14 protein-coding genes are annotated in these 18,409 nt (G+C 55.1%); 4 read left to right on the forward strand and 10 right to left on the reverse strand.

What is annotated here, in order from left to right; all coding sequences use genetic code 11:
- Positions 1–16: 16 nt before the first annotated feature.
- The 3 genes from JMJ04_RS45850 to JMJ04_RS45860 form a co-directional block, all read right to left on the reverse strand.
- Positions 17–2,869 (reverse strand): winged helix-turn-helix domain-containing protein, encoded by a 2,853-nt coding sequence (locus JMJ04_RS45850; RefSeq protein WP_201377022.1) that lies wholly within the window; start codon positions 2,867–2,869, stop codon positions 17–19.
- A gap of 2,035 nt (positions 2,870–4,904) precedes the next feature.
- Complete coding sequence (locus tag JMJ04_RS47875; RefSeq protein WP_236039202.1) at positions 4,905–5,231, reverse strand: transposase; 327 nt, start codon at positions 5,229–5,231, stop codon at positions 4,905–4,907.
- 330 nt (positions 5,232–5,561) lie between these two features.
- Positions 5,562–6,455, reverse strand: a complete 894-nt coding sequence (locus JMJ04_RS45860) for a DUF2268 domain-containing putative Zn-dependent protease (protein ID WP_201377023.1) — start codon at positions 6,453–6,455, stop codon at positions 5,562–5,564.
- Between the two features lie 275 nt (positions 6,456–6,730).
- On the opposite strand from JMJ04_RS45860, the gene JMJ04_RS45865 reads away from it, so the two are divergent.
- Together JMJ04_RS45865 and JMJ04_RS45870 are read left to right on the forward strand one after the other, a co-directional pair.
- Positions 6,731–7,573 carry a MerR family transcriptional regulator gene (locus JMJ04_RS45865; RefSeq protein ID WP_201377024.1) on the forward strand — a complete coding sequence of 281 codons (843 nt, stop codon included), beginning with the start codon at positions 6,731–6,733 and terminating at the stop codon, positions 7,571–7,573.
- A gap of 166 nt (positions 7,574–7,739) precedes the next feature.
- Entirely contained in the window at positions 7,740–8,036 is a 297-nt protein-coding gene (locus JMJ04_RS45870) for a Tn3 family transposase (protein WP_201377025.1), read from the forward strand.
- Positions 8,037–8,233: 197 nt separating this feature from the next.
- Here JMJ04_RS45870 and JMJ04_RS45875 read toward each other — a convergent pair whose 3' ends face one another.
- The 6 genes from JMJ04_RS45875 to JMJ04_RS47885 form a co-directional block, all read right to left on the reverse strand.
- Complete coding sequence (locus JMJ04_RS45875; protein ID WP_201377026.1) at positions 8,234–9,622, reverse strand: phenylacetate--CoA ligase family protein; 1,389 nt, start codon at positions 9,620–9,622, stop codon at positions 8,234–8,236.
- Position 9,623: 1 nt separating this feature from the next.
- Positions 9,624–10,334, reverse strand: a complete 711-nt coding sequence (locus tag JMJ04_RS45880) for a TetR/AcrR family transcriptional regulator (protein ID WP_201377027.1) — start codon at positions 10,332–10,334, stop codon at positions 9,624–9,626.
- A gap of 252 nt (positions 10,335–10,586) precedes the next feature.
- On the reverse strand, positions 10,587–11,582 hold the full coding sequence (locus JMJ04_RS45885) for a glycoside hydrolase family 38 N-terminal domain-containing protein (protein WP_201377028.1): 996 nt from the start codon (positions 11,580–11,582) through the stop codon (positions 10,587–10,589).
- A gap of 127 nt (positions 11,583–11,709) precedes the next feature.
- A complete protein-coding gene (locus tag JMJ04_RS45890; RefSeq protein ID WP_236039198.1) occupies positions 11,710–12,090 on the reverse strand; it encodes a sigma factor-like helix-turn-helix DNA-binding protein in 381 nt (126 codons plus the stop codon).
- A 7-nt stretch (positions 12,091–12,097) separates the two neighbouring features.
- Complete coding sequence (locus JMJ04_RS47880) at positions 12,098–12,400, reverse strand: YciI family protein (protein ID WP_307811832.1); 303 nt, start codon at positions 12,398–12,400, stop codon at positions 12,098–12,100.
- 103 nt (positions 12,401–12,503) lie between these two features.
- The gene (locus tag JMJ04_RS47885; RefSeq protein ID WP_236039200.1) at positions 12,504–14,726 is read right to left on the reverse strand and encodes an IS4 family transposase; all 2,223 of its coding nucleotides are present in this window, start codon (positions 14,724–14,726) and stop codon (positions 12,504–12,506) included.
- 508 nt (positions 14,727–15,234) lie between these two features.
- Here JMJ04_RS47885 and JMJ04_RS45910 point away from each other — a divergent pair.
- Both JMJ04_RS45910 and JMJ04_RS45915 read left to right on the forward strand, forming a co-directional pair.
- Positions 15,235–15,996, forward strand: coding sequence for a serine/threonine-protein kinase (locus JMJ04_RS45910; protein WP_201377029.1), 762 nt, complete (start codon positions 15,235–15,237; stop codon positions 15,994–15,996).
- Positions 15,997–16,058: 62 nt separating this feature from the next.
- Positions 16,059–17,477, forward strand: a complete 1,419-nt coding sequence (locus JMJ04_RS45915; protein ID WP_201377030.1) for a tetratricopeptide repeat protein — start codon at positions 16,059–16,061, stop codon at positions 17,475–17,477.
- A gap of 566 nt (positions 17,478–18,043) precedes the next feature.
- On the opposite strand, the gene JMJ04_RS45920 is transcribed toward JMJ04_RS45915, so the two are convergent.
- The gene (locus JMJ04_RS45920; RefSeq protein ID WP_201377031.1) at positions 18,044–18,256 is read right to left on the reverse strand and encodes a hypothetical protein; all 213 of its coding nucleotides are present in this window, start codon (positions 18,254–18,256) and stop codon (positions 18,044–18,046) included.
- Positions 18,257–18,409 lie beyond the last annotated feature (153 nt).

The raw sequence follows: 18,409 nt of genomic DNA on the forward strand, positions 1-18,409 counted from the left end.
TTGTGAGGAAGGAAGGTTAGAGCAGGTGGAGATCGCGAGCAGCAGTGCTCGCTTCCACACGGTTCGTCACGCCCAGTTTGCGATAGATACTCTGGACCTGCGTCTTCACCGTATTGACGGAGACGACCAGTTCGCGCGCGATCTCCGGGTTGGAGCGCCCGGCAACCAGTAGGCGTAGCACCCGCTGTTCCTGCAGACTCAGTGGTTCGATCAGCAGAGCCTGGGGATGAGGAGAGGCCATTGCTTGTGGGTGGGACAGCACTGCTTGTGCGGACGTGTGGGGCGTGGATGAGGTGGCTATCCTTGGTGAGCGCCGCTGTGCTTCTTGCTCGAAGGCCTCCAGCAAGCTGGAGAGAAATGCGGGGGAATATTCCGTCTCCTCACCTTCCTGCAGCAGCGCCACCTGGAGCTCCTGGAGCGTGCAGTGCATCGGTCCTCCCTCATCCAGGTAGAGGCGAAGGAACCCCTCTGCTTTCGTCAGGGAGAGCAGATGCCTGAGAACCACGCGCGCCTGTTCATTCCTGCCAGCCTGGGCGAACGCGACCACGGAGAGGGCCAGAAAATTCAATGTGCTCTCAAGGGATCCTGGCCGCTCGAAATACTTCTGATAGCTCTCAAGCTGGGCCAATGCCTGCCTGAATTGCCGTTGGGCAAGCAGCACACGAATGGACGCCAGGATGATTTCCTGCTCCCAGGGCTGCCAGTGGAGGGGGGAGAAGCCTCTCCGCGTAGCCCAGTTTGCGGCTGCCTCCAGATTGCCCACAGCCAACCAATACTGGATGCGATGCGCTGCCAGCCAGGACTGATGGAAGTCGCTCTTGAAGCGTTGAACCGCTTCTTCCGCTTGCTGAAGCAGATCCTGCGCAACGTCCAGTTGCCCTGCGGCCAGTTCAATCTGAATCAGCGTCAGCAGGCCAGAGATATACAGGTCGACCTGCTGCCAGCCCGCCGCCTGCTGGACCAAGTGGCGCGCCAGTCCCCGAGCCTCTTCCAGGTGATTCCACTGGTAGGACACATTAGCGAGGCAGAGGGAAAAATACCCGGTTAGCTGGGGGTATTCTCCTATCTGGGAGAGCAGATCAAGGGCGTCCAGGCACACCTGCCGCGCCTGGTGCAGGCATCCTGCATCGAAGGCACTGAAAGCCAGCCATTGCATCGTCTTGATTCTGGCATAACGATTCCCACTCGCGCGGGCGCGCTGCTCCGCCTCCAGAAACTCCGGGAGGAGCAACGCCCCTTCCCGTAGAAAGGACTGATGCAGCACAAAACGAATGGAGAGTGGCACCATCTGCCAGAGGATCTCCTCGTCTTGCACCTCCTGTTGCATTTGTGCGGCGAGCAGGTGCAGTTGCTCTGGATCCCGCTTCGTTATCGCGTCAAACGACGCAATCCACCAGCGCAGCAGGCGCATCCGTCGCTGCACCAAAGCCGTTTCCGCATCCGAGCGCGGTTCTCCAGCTACAGAGGAACCCTCATCCTGGCGTTGCCACATCGCCTCCACTCGCGCCAGCAGACGCTTCCCCTCCTGCATCGTTGGCAGGCGCTCTCCCTCTGCCAGCTGACCCGCGCTATTAAGCAGATAAAGCGCGGTGATTAACACCAGGTGTGGATGCTGGTGCACCACTCGATCAGGCAGCATCATGACCCAACGGGACAGGGCTTTAACTTCTCCTCCAAGCCACAGGCTCTCCGCGACACGCTCCATGAGTACAACTGCCTGCGAGAAGTTCCCTGCTGCAAGCCAGTGTGTCAGCGCCTCGCGCACTTCGGCCCGCTGCTCATACCGGCGGGCCGCACGCTCATGGAGCGTGGGAAGCCGTGCGGGCTGAGTCATCTGGAGGTGGGCGAGCATAACCTCGCGAAAGAGATCATGCAGGCGATACCAGTGCCTCTGGGAGTCTAGCGGAACCAGGAAGAGGTTCTGACGTTCCAACGTCTCCAGCAGTTCCTGGCTGGCTGGCTCCTCGGTCACGGCCTGGCACAGTTCCGCATTCATGCGCGGGAGCACGGCGATCTGGAGCAAGAACTGCTGCAAAGGCACGGGCAGGCGCTTGAGAATCTCCTGCTGGACATAGTCCATCAAATAACGATGGCTGCCGGTAAATGCCTGGAGAAACGCCGCGCGCTCGTTGTGTTTGCGCAGGGCCAGCGCAGCCAGTTGCAAACCAGCAATCCAGCCTTCGGTGCGGCGCTGAAGCAACTGGATCTCATCTATCTGGAAGGGATCGCCGGACACCTGGGTGAGAAAGCACGCTGTCTCCTCCTGACGAAAGGCCAGGTCGGGATCGCGTAGCTCGACCATCTGACCGCGCATGCGCCAGCGAGCCAGCGGCAAATCTGGATCAACACGACTAACCAGCACTAGGTGCAGATTGGCAGGCACATGATCGAGCAGGAAGGTCAGGGATTCATGAACAACCTGATCCTCGATGATGTGATAGTCGTCCAGAACCAGGGTCATCTCGCTGCCCTGCTCCAGAAGTTCATTGATGAGGGTGATCAAGGCTGTTGAGAGTGGGGCGGGCTGCGGGCTCTGGAGCAGATGAAGCGCGGCTGAACCGAGAGCCGGCAGGCGCGTGCGCAGGGCTGCGATGACCGAGGACCAGAAACGGGTGGGATCATTGTCCAGGGCGTCTAACGAGAGCCAGGCCACCTGCCGCCCGGCAGTGTGCGCACTTCTGGCCCAGGTCGAGATCAGCGTCGTTTTCCCACTGCCTGCGGAGGAGGAAAGCAGTACCAATCGATGAGCGGTCATGGTATCCAGCTCCTTGAGCAGCTGCGGACGACTGACGAGCGTCAGAGGAAGCTGAGGCGCAACAAATTTGGTGGCAAGCGGTGGGGCGGGGCTCTGATTTTCCGTCTGTGACATCGATTCCTTCTGTTCTCTTGTGTTTCATATACCCATGATGATGAGCATATCATGAAAGAGTCACGGAAGCAAGATGGGGTCGTTGCAGAGAATGGACCAGCCTGTTAAAAAAAACTGATTGGGTGAGTTTATCTTGCCTTTTTTAACAGTCTGGGACGCTTTTGATACAATCTATGCGCCAAAAATCGCTATACAACGGCGGCCAGCTATTCTAGAGACACTTATCTATCTCGCCAGTTTGCCAGAGCCGCTCGGTTATAGAGAGGATGAGCGCCTAGCTTTGCGAATACGGCCCTATGACGCTCCAGCAATGCATTCAAGCTCCACTGGGATCAGCTGCCGAACACCTGGAGCAACTCCGCGCGGCTCAACAGGCTGCCCGTGCTGAACGCGTGCAGGAGTGAGAGATCTGTTCTCTGCATCCTGCGCGGGAGTCACATCTGGACGCAACACGTGTCACTCCGTCATGGCTGTATTTGCGTCCACCTTCTTTTCCTCCTCCGGTGTCCCAGCCCAGAAAGGTCGCGAAGGGGGTCGGAACACCGAACAATCTGACCTTTACCTGCTCAGCAGTGGCGACGCGAGCATGGCGAGCTAACCGCAGTTGAAACGTCAGGCGATAATGCGCCCGCTGCGCGCAGGACAAGGGAGGAGATGGGACTTCCAGGCGGGCAGAGTGTAGATTTTGGAAATAAACTGGTGATTTCTTGGCAATTATTCTGTTGAATATATCTCTCCTTCTTTCGCCTGTGAAGCCATTCTCTTGGTCCACGGGATGCGCAACGAGCTGCCACTAGTGAACCAATCAGCTCCACAGGTTGCTTCACCACTCTCACTAGTAAGCTGTCAGATTCTTGGACGTGGTTCCAAGATAGAACATTGCAATCCCCTAAAAGTAGGTCCAGAGATCCTTCGTGCTTCGATCAATCTTTCTAAAACCCATGGGATGCACAACGAGTTTTTACTCATCAGTAATCTGGCTTGACAACGTCCTTTATTGGCCTGTCAGTGTTTTTTGACGAAAGGATACCTGGACTTTGCACATTTTAAGCTGAGGAACACACGAGATCGGCAAGGCGAGCGAAATCTGAGCGTGAGAGTAAAATCACATTGGGGTTTTCGGATGATGTTGAAGAACTGAAATGCTTCCAAAGATGCCGTCGCACAGCAACAAGCACATCAATAAAGGTCGCTTGCTGCTTGCGATACCATGCCGTTGGTTGGAAGGGGATATCCCCTGCAGGATAGAGGTGTTGTCCCAGGAAAGCGATAATGCTGTAGAGTCCGAAGAGGCAAGGGGTCGTGCGCTCGATCGCTGTATTGGACCATTGTCGATCCCTAAGTGGGCACGACTCTCCTCAAAGGTGACTTCCGCACACCAGCGTTTTATGAAATCAGTGATGATGGAGAGGCCAGATTGATCTTGATCGGTTGAGAAGTAGGCACGTGCATCTCGTTCCCCTTTCGGATCGCGTGTCAGGACCCATCGGATGGGCAAAGGAGTTTGTCCTCCACGATACCAGAGAGCCGTACCACGACACCACTCAATCTGTCGATTGCCTTGCCCATACCACATGACTCAGGCTTTTTCCCAGATGGTATATGGGCAGGTCAGCACCTGATCCAGCTGCGGTAAGCGTTGTCCAACGATGCGAGGTCACCCCATTTGATGGGGTTGGCGTGCTGGAGGAGGGGTGTAGAGACACGCATCAAAGCGCAGCGGGGAGATGAGGGTCACCTGCTGATTGTGGCAGGCTGTTCCCAACTCAACGACGCTCTATGCCCCATCAGCGATACACTTAATGGATCTATCGGGAAGCCATCGACGAACCAGCTTGACGAGTTGTCTCGTCCACTCTGGAACTGTTTTATGTCGGCGCCCTAAGGTGGTATCCACTTCCTCTAAAGTCAGCAAGACGCACAGAAAAGGCAGTGCCCAGGATCGGATCGTCCAAGGTGGCGTCACGATCAGCATCAGACAGAGCCACTTCAAGCCACGGCTGATCTCAGGTGCTTTTGTGAAGAGCGGACAGGATCATGGTAGTAGCCACACTTGAGAATACGCGGTCCCCATCGCTGCTCTAAGGTGCGCATCAACTACCAGTTCCACACAGGCTCCTGTAGGGAGAAACGTCTGAACGAGGAGCAACAGCAGGAGCCGACTGATCAGAAGAGGAGACCAGCGAGCACGACTTAAGACATGATGGAACCGATTAAAATGCCTTTCCTCTTGCCGTCCTACCGCTCGCAGTGCTGCCGTTACTGTCCTGTGTCCATGCGTCAACAGAGCTCCCTCGACAAGTAATACGACCTTTTGCCAGGTCGGTTTGGTGAAAGCGCATCGGAATGGAGCTAACAGCATTGCTAACAAGGGGCCAAACCTCCTTTTCTCCTGCAAAGGACACAGCTATTCTCCGTATTGTACTGCAAGAGGTCAAAAAGACAGCTTTTGTAAAAATGTGCAAAGTCCAGAATACGACGTACCATATAACTGATAGAAGGCCAATGAGTTCGCTGACTTGACACCACGACCCTTGAGTATGAATGGACCCGACTACAATGGGCATTGTAGTCGGGTCCATTCATACTCAAGTGATTAATCTTCCTTTTGTCCAATGGACAGAAAATGCCTGGTCATCCCGAGTCCTTTAGGTGTCCTCCCTGTTTCTTCAATCTGTGCCCTTCTCGCTTTCTACTCGAAAAAACCGGACTCCGCGATAATTTCCTGAGAGGGGAGGAAGGTGGCTTCGACGACGGATCGACCTGTGCGTTGGAGATATTGCTGGACAACACGGTAGCCGATGGCGTATCCGGCAAAATCAGGAACTCCAGCTTTGGGCCGCCCCGCGCTTGCGGTAATCGTATCGCCGAAGATATAGCCGCTCACAGCATTGAAGCCGCTCACATCAAGCGCGCCGCCGATAACGTGCCGTGCTGTGTCCAGCTCCTCCTCATTAAAATCGGTGACAAAGTAGCCGACCAGTTCCTCTCCAAAGAGCTCGGCCGCGAACGCTTCCGCCAGCCCTTCGGCGATGATATAATCGGCGACTGTGACCTGCATGGGTAGGAAGGGGACGATCTTGAAACGCACGTTATGGTTGAGCTCGTGAACCGACGCGGGTCCTACGCGCGGCAGCGTATAGTCGTCAGTCAGACTGAGCGAGACCATAAGATTGCCCGGGATGCCGCCAAATCCCGCGTATCCTCGACCCGGAAGATTGCTATTGTGCTTGGTGAGGACCACAGCACAGTTGATGGTATCCAGCCCAATGCGGTCAGCATAGGGGGCGAACGCCGCCACACCCCGTTCAAGCGCAGCCGTGTGCCTCTGCCAGGCCCCATCATCGGTCAGGCGATTGACCATTTCCTCAATAAGGGGACGCTGCTCGCCGTCGAAATCTTCTGGTGTATACAGGGCCCACATTTTCGCCCAGGCCAGGAGATCGTCACCTCCGCCATAAATGCGCGCCATACCTTCAAAGGGGGCCAGCAGTTCCTGCCGATACATGGCCTCGCGCTCCTGCACGCTGGTACTGTTGAGTAAACGCTGATAGATGGACTCGACATCTATGATCTGCAATTTCATCTGGTATTCCTTTCGAGCTTTCGCGATATAAGAGTTACTGGGAAGAGTCTAACCCATGACGTAACGTCATAGGCAAGCCCATTTCACGCTTTGTGGGTTCGACTTCTCTCTGTCTGTGAGCAGAGCTTTCGGGATGGGGAAACGATGTCTGGCAGCCGCGCGGTAGCTTATCCATCTCCACATGCAATGCTCACCCAATGATCCTACTGGTCGTCCAGAGTATTGCGTATGACGCTACGTCATACCGTATACTTTCGAATGAAAGGAGAAAACGCGTGGATCGCAAACACTATACGACCAGTCAATTTGCGCAGAAGGCCGCAGTAACAGCACGGACCTTACGTTTTTATGACAAAGTGGGTCTGCTCTCCCCCTCTGAGTATACCGAGGCAGGACACCGACTGTACTCGGATGAGGATCTGTGGAGTTTGCAGCAGATTCTCGCGTTGAAATTTCTGGGTTTCTCTCTCGAAGAGATCAAAGTGTGTCTGCAAAAGAATCCAGAACATTTACAAGAGGCACTTGTGATACAGAAGGCGATGCTGCGGGAGAAGCGCAGCCAACTGGATGCAGTCCTTCGGGCTATCGAGAAAGCTGAAGAATTGTTAAAAAGGAACCAGAGAGATTGGGAATCAATACTTATCGATGTAATCCAGGTGATGCATATGGAACAGGATAAAGCGTGGGTGAAGAAATATCTCACTGAGGAACAACAACAGAAGTTGGCGGAAATCTCTCAGAAATCGTACAGCCCTGAAGCAGCGCAGAAACTGGCAGTATGGGGAGAGAACTGGACCGAGGAGGATCAGCAACGTGCAAGTCAACAATGGGATGCAGTGTTCGCGGAACTGAGGAGGCTGGTTGCGGAGAGGAAAGATCCAACCAGTGTGGAAGGCCAGGCTCTGGCGAAGCAGCACAGTGAGCTGATCAAGCAATTGACCCGGGGTGATGCGGATGTCGAGGCAGGTGTGAAACAATGGTGGAAGAACTATGAGGAGCTTCCCCTGGAGGAGAAGCCGTTCCCAATGTATCACTCCAGTAAGGAGGAAAAAGCGTTTCTGCAGAAAGCGCTGGCGCACTACAAGCTAAGCAATGGGATGCAGTGTTCGCAGAACTAGTGTCATTCTGACAGTTGGGCACCGTAGTACCATATAACCGTTGTTATATGGTACAGTCACCAAAATGGGAAGATGTTCATGCCCGATTTCATGGCTTTCCTGGCCGATGCTTCTGTTGGTGTTACGAAGCGAAAGAGCCGGGTGGGATTGAGCATTTGAAGACCAGATGCATCGGACAAGCTGTTTGCATCTGATTATGGCGGCGATTGCAGCCTGGAATGCGGCCTACCTTTCCCAGGCTGTTGAAGAGTTGAAAAAGCAGGGTGAGGTCATTCCTGAAGAATATCTTCCCCACATCACTCCCTTGGGGTGGGAGCATATTAACCTCATCGGACAATACAGCTTTACGCATCAATCAGGTCGTTCGCTGGACAATCTGCGCCCACTGTGTCTGCCAGAACAGGAAGAACAACCAGAGCGTGAGCTCGCAAAAGCGGAAACACTTGAGGCTTCCGAGGCATAAGGGCGCGTGAGGGAGGCCCCTGCGAGCGCCGGTTTATGAATGAACCAGAGGGCGGGGTAAGCGTTTCAAAATACGTTCGTTTCTTAGGACTGTTCTCTCAAGAGAGACGCATTTCCCTTCGTCGATTGTGAGTCGAGAGGAGGAGCGCGTTCTGCTTCTGCTCGTGTGATCAGAACGTTCTCCTCCTCAAGCGCAGCTCAACTCAATGGAATAATCGAGCGGTACTTGCCACCGGGCGACTGCTGCGGTGGCTCCTCTGCACGCTCAAGCGTGATATGACCAGCCTTGTACTCGGTGAGAACACGCGTTACCTCGGTTTGCACCTGCTGCCACACATGGTCAGGATCTGTACCTGCTGCGTACCGCAGACGTACACGCAGGTTGGTAGGTGTGGTCTGCACGATCTGGAAGAGCGTGATTCCTGGCAAGCTATCAATTAGAGTGCCGAATACTAAGGGGGCGATGCTCACTTGTTCGCCTCTTTCCGTGGGGAAGGTGAGCACATCTGCGACTCGACCCTGGACGCGGACTGCCGGAAATGGGCTGCCACATGGGCAGGGATCGGGCCGTTGCAAGACGCTATCTCCCAGGTCATAGCGCAGAATTGGTTGCACTCGGTTGGCGAGATTAGAGATCAGTACCGTGTACGACTGCGTTCCCGGTGGGACGGGCCGATAGTCGGCATCCACGGGCTCAAACACCACCCAGTCGCTATTGACATGATACCACCCTTCCTTACAGGATACACTCAGAAAAGGGCACTCTGTTGCGGCATAGGCGGTGCTGACCTTCGCTTGAAACGCTCTGGCTATCCGCTCAAATTCGCTTGCGGGTAGCGTCTCTGCGCCAGTTTGCACCATAGCCGGGTGAATGTGCAAGCGGCCCGCCTCTTGCTCTCCAGTCAGCAATATGATCTGGCTCGCGTAGCCGAAGAGGATGGCGGGGCGAAACTGGTTGAGCTGCTCGACCAGTTCGGGCAGAGGGATGTGCACCGAGAAGAGTTTGGCCCTTTTGCGGTACAGTGAGCTTTCCCGGGCTGTCCGGGTGCTCCCGGCGGAACCCATAAAGTGTCCGCCAGTAGCAATCACCAGGGCCAGTCGTCCGTTGAGCGCGAGTATCTTGATGAGGTCGCGAGCCCCCAGCCCAGAGGTATCTCGTGGACTGACGGCGTATGATGCTGCCATGCTCCACTTGTCCTGGAGAAAGATCCCACGTCTCCCGCTGGTGCCTGAGGTGGTAGCCACCAGGTACTTGCCCAGGAACTGCTCTCCAATCAGGTCAGGATTGTCAACGAACTCGCTCACCTGCTCGATGTTCACCTCTCGGTCAGTCACCCAGTCGTCGAAGTGGGGCATCAAGATCTTCTTGCTCGTGGCAGGCAAGAGCGCAGGGTTTTCGATCCGCTCCGGCAGATCCTGATAGAGCTTGTGATAGTAGGGGGAGTTGGCACGTGTGTAGGTCACTATCTCAGCCAGGCGCGTACGCTGCCGCTGCATGATCGCGTCTAAACCTTGCTTCTTGGCGCGACTAGCATCAAGGAGCAAAGGCAAGGTTTGGACGCGATCTGGAGTATGAGCGTGTGACATCTTAAACAACCTCCTTTGTGTCTCTTGCTTGGACGTTCGAGAGCCTCATTTGCTCAATTCGTCCTTTCGTTTCTGCAACAACCTGGCGAATGACCTCCTTGCCCGCCTCGCTGTTGCCTCCATCTTCTGGCAACAGCCAACGATCCATCATGTCGGCAAGCGCTTCCATGACCACAGGAAAGGGGGGAAGCTGATCAGGTGATTTAAAGTCTGCTATCGTTAACTGTCCATACGAGAGCGTTTCGAGGAGGTGCGCTGTAACCTCTGGATCAAGGTCCTGGCGAGCCGCTCCTACCGCCTGGAGCGCTTTGATCAAATCGACGGTGGTCGAACCAGACTCCATCCAGGCAACCTGATTGTCTGGCTTGCGCAGATAATTGCCAAGCACACGCCGATCCCGTCGCATGATGGAGGCCATCAGGGGACGGCTGCCCACGGCATGAAAGATTGCTCGGTAGAACCCTCCAATGGTGCCGCCGCGTGGGTCGGACTCGATGGCTTCCAACCAGATTTGGGAGTACTGCGTCCATTCCCAATACAGGAGGGCTTCAAAGAGTTCCTCCTTTCCTTTGAAATAGAGGTAGACCGTCCCTCGACTGACGCCAGCTTCATCGGCGATATCGCTCATCGTGGTCTTGTCATATCCCTGACGGATAATAACGGCTGTTGCCGCACGGAGAATCTGAGCCTCTCGTTCGTCATGGTCGGGCATTGGCTTCTTTCTCTCATCTTGCTACTAACACTTTGAACAATATGTGATATTCTGTTCAGAATAACCACAAGAGTGATTCCGTGTCAAGGTGCATGATGGGGTCCAGACATTTTTGCCCCCCAAAATCCCCGCTAAGGGGGACACTCCGTCATATGAGTGTTGACAGGGGTGGTCACTCAATTTGAGCAAAAAACGAAAGCTTCTTTGGGCTTATAAAGCCGACTCAGACAGTTGACCTCCTGGTGTTTTTGCTCATTTCGACTGCCCACGGGCGTCAATACTCATGTGACGAGGTATCGAGACGCGCTGCTTAATTGTCTCGAACAGCGTGGGATGATCGTGGCGAATATAGTCATAGAGCTGGGGCTGGCTTTGCGTAAAGTGATAATCAGGAAACTGCTCCATCAGGCGGGCAACCGTGTGGAATGTGCGGCCAGCTTTGCGGCGAGCCTGCCCAAGTGTCCAGAGCCAGGCCACATCGATATGGGCGTGGCCGGTGGCAGTAATATCCACCGCCAGAGGGGGGCCGGCCTGAGCCAGGGCGGAGCGTAGAAGCGCATGGGCTTGCGTAGTGCTGGCATAGAAAGAAGGGCTGCCAGGCTCATACGTATCGAGCGCGATAAAAGCCTCATTGAGCGCATGCAAGATTTTCGCACGGGCGGGAGAGCTTTCTGACAGAACCTCCGCTGAACCCAGAGCAACGCGAGCCGTCGCGATAAAGTCGCGTGTTGGTTGATCAATCTGGACCACCTCACAGGGGCGCATATAGAGCTGCGTTGAGGGCTGACCCGTACCGCAGCCCAGGCCTGTCCAGCCGTGGAGGGCCAGGGAGTGGGAGTGGCCAGAGCGATAAATGTCAGACAGAAGAATTTCCTGGTGATTGCGGTCGCAGGCAGCGTAGGCTGTGCCGTCAATGTAGAGCAGCGCCTCCGGGTGAGGAAAATAATCGCCAGCATCGCCCAGGGGCAGAGAGAGCGCCACCGGCAGCGAAGGGTCCCAGGTAGTAGGGACTTCAAAGCTGCCACGCAGCATAAAGTTGGTCTGCCAGTTGCCCCAGTAGGAATGGGGAGGAATCTGCGTCCACTCCTGCGCATCGATAGGCCCATCAAGCAGAGGAGCCACCTCCGGGCTGGGCCGAGATGTATAGAAAAAAGGAGGCAAAGGGTGACGTTCGCGGTAAACGAATGGCTCGATGAGCTTAAGGCGCTGAGCGATCTTTTGCTGAGTCCAGCGGATTTGATGTGTCACGAGAGAGTCCCTTCTTCTAGTAATGATACGTCTGGTTTCTCCTGCCAGCGAGCATCCGGGTTCGGAGCAGGGACAGAAGAGAGGGGCATGTGTGTATAGGCATGGGATGGATGGAGCCAAACATTATTCACGCTGCCGCCATCCCGGCAGCATCTTCGGCAAGATCGCGGCGCGCCGAGGCGCCGCCTCTGCTGGTAAGATAGCCTTCGTTAAACATCAGGTAGAGGGCTGCCAGTACTTCGCCCAACCGCTCATCGAGGTCCCCATCACGGGGGACGTGGTAGGGAATACCAGCCTGCACAATCTTCTGTCTCGCCCGCACCAGACGCCGCGCGACCGCCGCTTCGGAGGTCAGGAAGGCGTGGGCAATTTCTGCGGTTGTAAAGCCACAGACCGCTCGCAACATCAAGATCGTCTGGGTTTCGCGTTCGCGGAAGACCGCACTGAGCGTGACCTGGATCTCGCCACTGGAAGCAGGTGGGAACAGGGTTCTTGAGGTATCAGACATGGAGATGCTATTCCTCCATCACTGGCCAGATCTCGACCACATTGTAGCCTGGAGCATGAACAGACCACTCCCTGGCAAGGTGCAACGCCTCATCAAGATCCTCCACCTCGATCTCAGCTATGCCTCCGATCACTTCCGTTCCCTCAAGGAACGGGCCATCGGTCACCAGCGGTTGACCGCCCGAGCCAACATGGACACTGGTAACGGTATGGGGCAAATGGAGCCCATAGCTCTTTCGGATCTGGGAGCGGTGTTCGTGTATCCACTGACTGGCCTGTACACGCTTCTGGGCACGATCCTCTTCAGACAGCTCCTGTCATGCTGCCAGGTCCTGCGAGTTGTTACAAAACAAAAGAAGGTATTTCATTGTTTCTTTCCTTTCCGTTCATGAAGTTGCGCTTCACAAGCAATCATCAAGCACCTACCAGCCCACTGGCCCCGGATGGGAAGGTGGGAGGACGACTCCACTGGCTCTCCTGAACGCCGTCAAAGAGGTCGAGGGTCCCGGTCGCCGGATTGGAAATGTAGCAGCTTGCCAGCCGGTCGAGCTTTTCAGCTGGAACGCTGAAGCCGGTGTCCTTCATCCCAAGTGGCTCGAAGATCCGTTCGCGCAGGAACGTCTCCAAAGGCTGACCGGAGACGCGTGCGATCAGCACACCCAACACGTCATACCCTGTACCGTAGAGCCACCGCTCGCCCGATTGGTACATGAGTGGCAGCGTGCCCAGACGACGTATCCACTCATCAGGGCCGGGCTTTGCCTGGGGTTTGGAGGCTGGCATCATCCCGATCTGCAAGGCGTTCGCAGCCGAGAGAATCGGGCACTGGCCCGTCGGCGGAAACAGCACTCCGAAGCCCATGGCAAAGGTGAGCAGGCCGCGCACCGTGATCGGACGGCACGCGGGCACCGTCTCGTCGAGCGGCGCGTGGATGCGCTTAAGCACCTTGCGGTCGGACAGTTCGGGCAGCCACTTCTGGACCGCATCGTCCAGGCGCAGTTTACATTCCTCCGCTAGGATCATGGTCGCCGCCGCCGTGATGGGCTTGCTCATTGAGGCGATGCGGCAGATCGTGTCGCGCCGCATCGGATCAGGACCATCGAGCGACTGGTTACCCACAGCATCGACATGTACCTCGCCATGTCGGCTAATGCCCGTGACGATGCCAGGCACCTCACCGTGCTCAACATAGCCCGTCATGATAGTGCGCAGGCGTAAGAGCCGCGCCCTGGACAAACTTTCAGTTTTCATGGTCTCTTTTCTCCTTATTGGGGTCCCGACATTTTTGCCCCATACGCACCAACTTAAGGACTCAAAGCCCAGTTGGTCGATCTCCGCTGGAGGAGTTGGGCGGAATTGGGATGCTTTTTGCGCTTGTTCATTTGGCACCCTAAACGCATGCGACGTTGGATGGCTTGTAGGGCAGAGAGAAACGAGCGCTCCCCTGCAAAAGCTTCCAGCAGCGAACTGGCGGTATCGCGGACCACCTGTGCCAGTTTGCGGCATTCTGCGCTGCTCATCTTGCCAGGCGAACAGGAGAATGAGCCAGTGTTGCAGGAGCAGTCCAATGAGCTTGGCATACAGTTCACAGAGCACGCGCCAGGGATTCGTGGTGCGCCATTCATCAATCCGCCCGTATTGCTTCCATAACTTGTAAAGCATTTCCATTTGCCATCGTTCCCGCACCAGGACGAGAGCCTCCTGCAAGTTCAGAAGATTCGCAGGGACATCGGTGAGCAAGATGGTCCAGTCGGCCAGTTTCCAGGCTTGCTCCCGCACGGGTTGAGCGCGTCGCTTGGCATCAGCCTCCAAGTTGGCGCGTCGTCGCGAAGCTCCGTCTTGGGGAACTCGCAAGATGAGCAGACGCATCAGATGCCGATGCTCTTTGCCCACACGAACCCAGCGTTCGTGGGTCTGTCCGACCTGCTGTGGGAGCAGCGCATCCAGTTCCAGCGGTTTGCCTTCCGGCGTCCAGTAGTTGGTTCTGGCCTGGGCACGAGTGAGCGTGTAACTGCCAGCCGCTCGTCGAGCAGCAATCGCTCCCCAATCCAGATACCCCAGATCGGCAATATACAGACTTCCCACCGGCAAGCCATCATCTTTGAACGGACTGGATCGATCAATGATCCGTCCGTGCGTGAGCCTTGGGCCTTGCACCTGTCCCCGTTTGAGTTCCCAACGAACATGCAATTTCACCGCAGCTTGCCCCTTTCCAGGAGATCCCCCGCATCCCTGCCACTGCTCTGCCAATTCCTCTGGGAGCGCGATACTGCTACTATCCTCCAGCACGACTGACTGAAAGCGACACAGGAGCTCCAACGGGACATCCTGGCTGGCTTCAACGACCACACTGGCCATCTCCTCAAACACCGCATGCAAGAAGTGGGCACAGGGCTCCGTGAAGCGTTTGTGCAGCGCGGTATCTGTCACTTCCACCTTGCGGATGGTCGCCATGGATGCGAGCCGCTCCAGACTGGCATCCGGATGGCTCAGCCAGCCAAAAACCAGCGTTTGCAGCAGGTCGGCTCCACTGAATTTTCTCTGCCGTTCAATACAGCCCGTTTCGCGGGCCAGGACATTCGCTCGTTCTTCCAGGATGTGCTTCAAAGACTGCTCGACGTGTGCTACATTTGCCATGTCTGTGCTCCCTCTGCTCTCGATATCAGGTTTCTCTTTCTGACATCATCGCAGATGGAGCCTCTTTTTGCCTCTGCCTTGCTTAAGTTGGTGCGTATGGGGTCCCGACATTTTTGCCCCCAAAATCCCCGCTAAGGGGCGAGGTGATTCGGCATACCGAGCCCTTGCCAGTGCAGGAAACGCCCTCGATAAGATAATTTCTTTTGCCCATAGGTCCATCCATTCCTTGAGCTAGGCCCAGGTTACACACAAAAGTTGAGAGTAAATCTAGAATGCCCTCCGTTAAGGAACGATCGTGTTTGCCGCAAAGTAGATAACTGCGGCACAGGTTTTCAGCCTGGCCTTGAAAACCTGGCAGGGTTATCGGTCCAGTTGGAGTACAGGAAAATTTAAGCCTGGGAGAGCGGGCCGGTGAGGCAAACCCTTGACGATTTTTCTGAGCCAGGCATACAATAGCTCCGCATATATCTATACAACAGATAAGGGCGCCCTTGCCTCAAGGAGCGCTATGGAAGGATATCACATGCCCACGGCTATTGATGCTCAGATCGGCCCCTATCGGCTCAAACGCCAGGTTGGTGAAGGCGGCTTTGGCAAGGTTTTTCTCGCGGAACACATTACAGATCACACGCAGGTCGCCCTCAAGCTACTTCATACTTTCGCCGATGACGATGAGGAAGAGAAGGAAGCCTACGCAGAGGCCGCCGTAGCTTTTCAACAGGAATTTCGCGTATTGCAAAGCATGCAGCACACCAATATTGTGCATGTGCTGGATGGTATGCTGGATGGAGAAACGCCGTATGTAGCGATGGAGTACTGCTCCTATGGCGCGTTTGCCAGGCGTTACCCATTGGGGGTGATTCTCCCCCTGAACTTGATTGTCTCACGTGTGCGCCAGGTTGCTTCAGCTCTGCATTATGCCCATCAGCTGGGAGTAATTCATCGCGATGTCAAGCCGCAGAATATGCTCTTCGGGGTCAACGAGGAGATTTTGCTCAGCGACTTTGGGCTGGCGGCACTCACAAACAAGGGTGAAATTGATCCCGCTGACCCTTACCGCTTCACTGGTACGCTCTATTATATGGCGCCGGAGCAGTTTTTTGGGCAACCTGTTCCCAACAGCGATCAATACGCGCTCGCAGTGACTGTCTATAACTGGCTAAGCGGCAGCTTTCCCTTCCCATTGGCTGGACGCAGAAAGCCACTGCCCAGCTTTGGGCCGACCAAGCACTGGCTCTCCATGACGCCAAACGCTACGAGGACGCGATAGAGGCCTGTAGCCGTTCACTTGAAATCAATCCTCGTTTCTATGGGGCCTATGCCCACCGGGCCTTGATCAAATATGAGCTCAAAGACTATACCACCGCACTTAAAGATCTAAACTATGTCATTGAGCAAGCCCCAGAATATGACCGCCCGTATAAATATCGCGCTCTGGTCTATCATAAGCTAAAACTATTTGCACAGTCCATCGCGGATCTGACTCATCTTATAGAACGGGATAATGCTGATGCAGCTAGCTATAATAATCGCGGCTATGCCTATCAAAGGCTGGAGCAGTTCCAGTCAGCGCTAGCCGATTTTGAGCAGGCCATCGCGCTCTTCCCGCGCTTCACCCTGGCGTACGCCAATCGCGGTGGAGTCTATCGCGAGCTTGGTGAATTGCAGAAGGCCCTGGACAATATTCAGCAGGCTCTGGAGCTAGAGCCCACGCTGGTTCTGGCATATAACGAACAGGCGCTCACATTTCATAAGCTGGGAATGGATAAAGAGGCGCTGGCCAGCATTCAACGGGCCCATGAAATTGACCCTCAGGATACACAAAGCTGGGTCGCTCTGGGAGGTATCACCTATGACCTCGAGGATTATGAGCAGGCTCGCGTCGCTTTTACTCGCACGCTCGAATTTGAGCCGACCTCTGCTGATGCCTGGTATCTCCTCGGCTGTATATCCATCAAGCTCAATGATTATCCACGGGCATTAGAAGAATTCGCTCAAGCCTTGAAGGTGCAACCGACCTATACGCGTGCCTATCACCAGCGCGCCCTGCTCTTGTATACAATGGAGCAGTACGAGCAGCCTCTAATAGATTTTGAAAAAACCTTTGAGCTCGATCCCGCCAACGCAGAGTACTGGTCTGAATTCACCTCGCTACTCCTCAAATTAGGAGGAAACGACCTAGTTCGCGACATGCTTAAGCGCGTCATTCAACGCCATCCAACGCTCCCCGAGGCCTGGTTTCAGCTAGCCTCGTGTTCCGCATATAACGACCATTTTGTGGCCGCGCACCAGCAATATAGTCGGGCCATTAAGTTCACCCCCAACAACGCTTTTGCTTACGCCATGCGGGCCCTGTGTGACATGGAGATGAAGCACTTTAATAGCGCGCTTATCGATTGTCGCAGAGCCATCGCGCTTGATCCCGAACACTATCTACCCTGGCAGACGCGCGGCAACATTTTTCTGGAACTCGGTCAGCCTGAGCGAGCCTACCAGGCTTTCACCCAATTAATTGAGCTACGACCAAATAATGCGTCAAGCTGGCAGAAACGCGCCCTGGCCTCCTATCGAGCTCACAACTACGCGCAAGCCATTGACGACTGTACCCGAGCACTCGCGCTGGATGCACAACTCGCCGAGACCTACCTTACCCGAGCGCAAAGCCACAAAGAACTCGCTCACCTTGCCGAATCCGAAGCCGACTATCAAGTCTATCTGAACCTCCAACCTGAAGATGCAAAGCCACTATAAGGCTCTGAGTTAAGGAGCGACCCAATTTGCCGCAGGGTAGATAAGTTCGGTCCAGTTTCGTAAAAAACTGTGCCGCATACATGTATTATCGGTTGAGTTGTATGCAGATCGAGCGAGTTATCGGCTGAGTAAGTCTTGGTATTTCCCAAAAAACTGCGCCGATAATCCAACTGGACCGAACTTATCTACCCTGCGGCAAATTGGGTCGCTCCTTAACTCAGAGCCTTATAGATTTACTCTCAACTTTTGTGTGTATCCTGGGCCTAGCTCAAGGATGGATGGACCTATGGGCAAAAGAAATTATCTTATCGAGGGCGTTTCCTGCACTGGCAAGAGCTCGGTATGCCGAGAGCTCCGTCGGCGCGGCTACGCAGCCGTTGATGGCGACAACGAATTAGCACCCTCAGACGGGCGAGAAAACGGAAGGCCGAAGCCACGAGCATCATATTTGGGATGTCGAGAAGGTACAGGCCCTGGTTTCAAAGAAGGATGACGAGGCGACATTCTTTTGTGGTGGCTCCCGGAACTTTCACCGTTTTCTGGACCTTTTTCATGGAGTTTTTCTCTTAGAGGTTGACGAGGCGACACTCAATGCCCGGCTCGACAGCCGCCCCGATGATGAATGGGGCAAAAGCAAGAGCCAGCGCGCACTCATCCTGCGGCTGCACAAAACCAAAGAAGACATACCCAGCAGCGGCGTGACAATAGACGCCACACGACCACTTGAACACGTGGTGGATGAGATTCTTACGCGCACCCAAGGAGAGTTCTGATAGCATCTTCAGGAGGAACCCTCTACGAGATTGCCGTCTTGAAAGGCGGGTCCCTTCTTCAGTATCAAGTGGGTCCCATTCACGATATGAAAAACATCCATGATGAGAAGGCCATCAAAGAATGTATGATGGGCTTCTTTCTGAGAAGCGAATAGAACA

The organism is Ktedonobacter robiniae (assembly GCF_016587375.1).
GTDB classification, from domain to species: domain Bacteria; phylum Chloroflexota; class Ktedonobacteria; order Ktedonobacterales; family Ktedonobacteraceae; genus Ktedonobacter; species Ktedonobacter robiniae.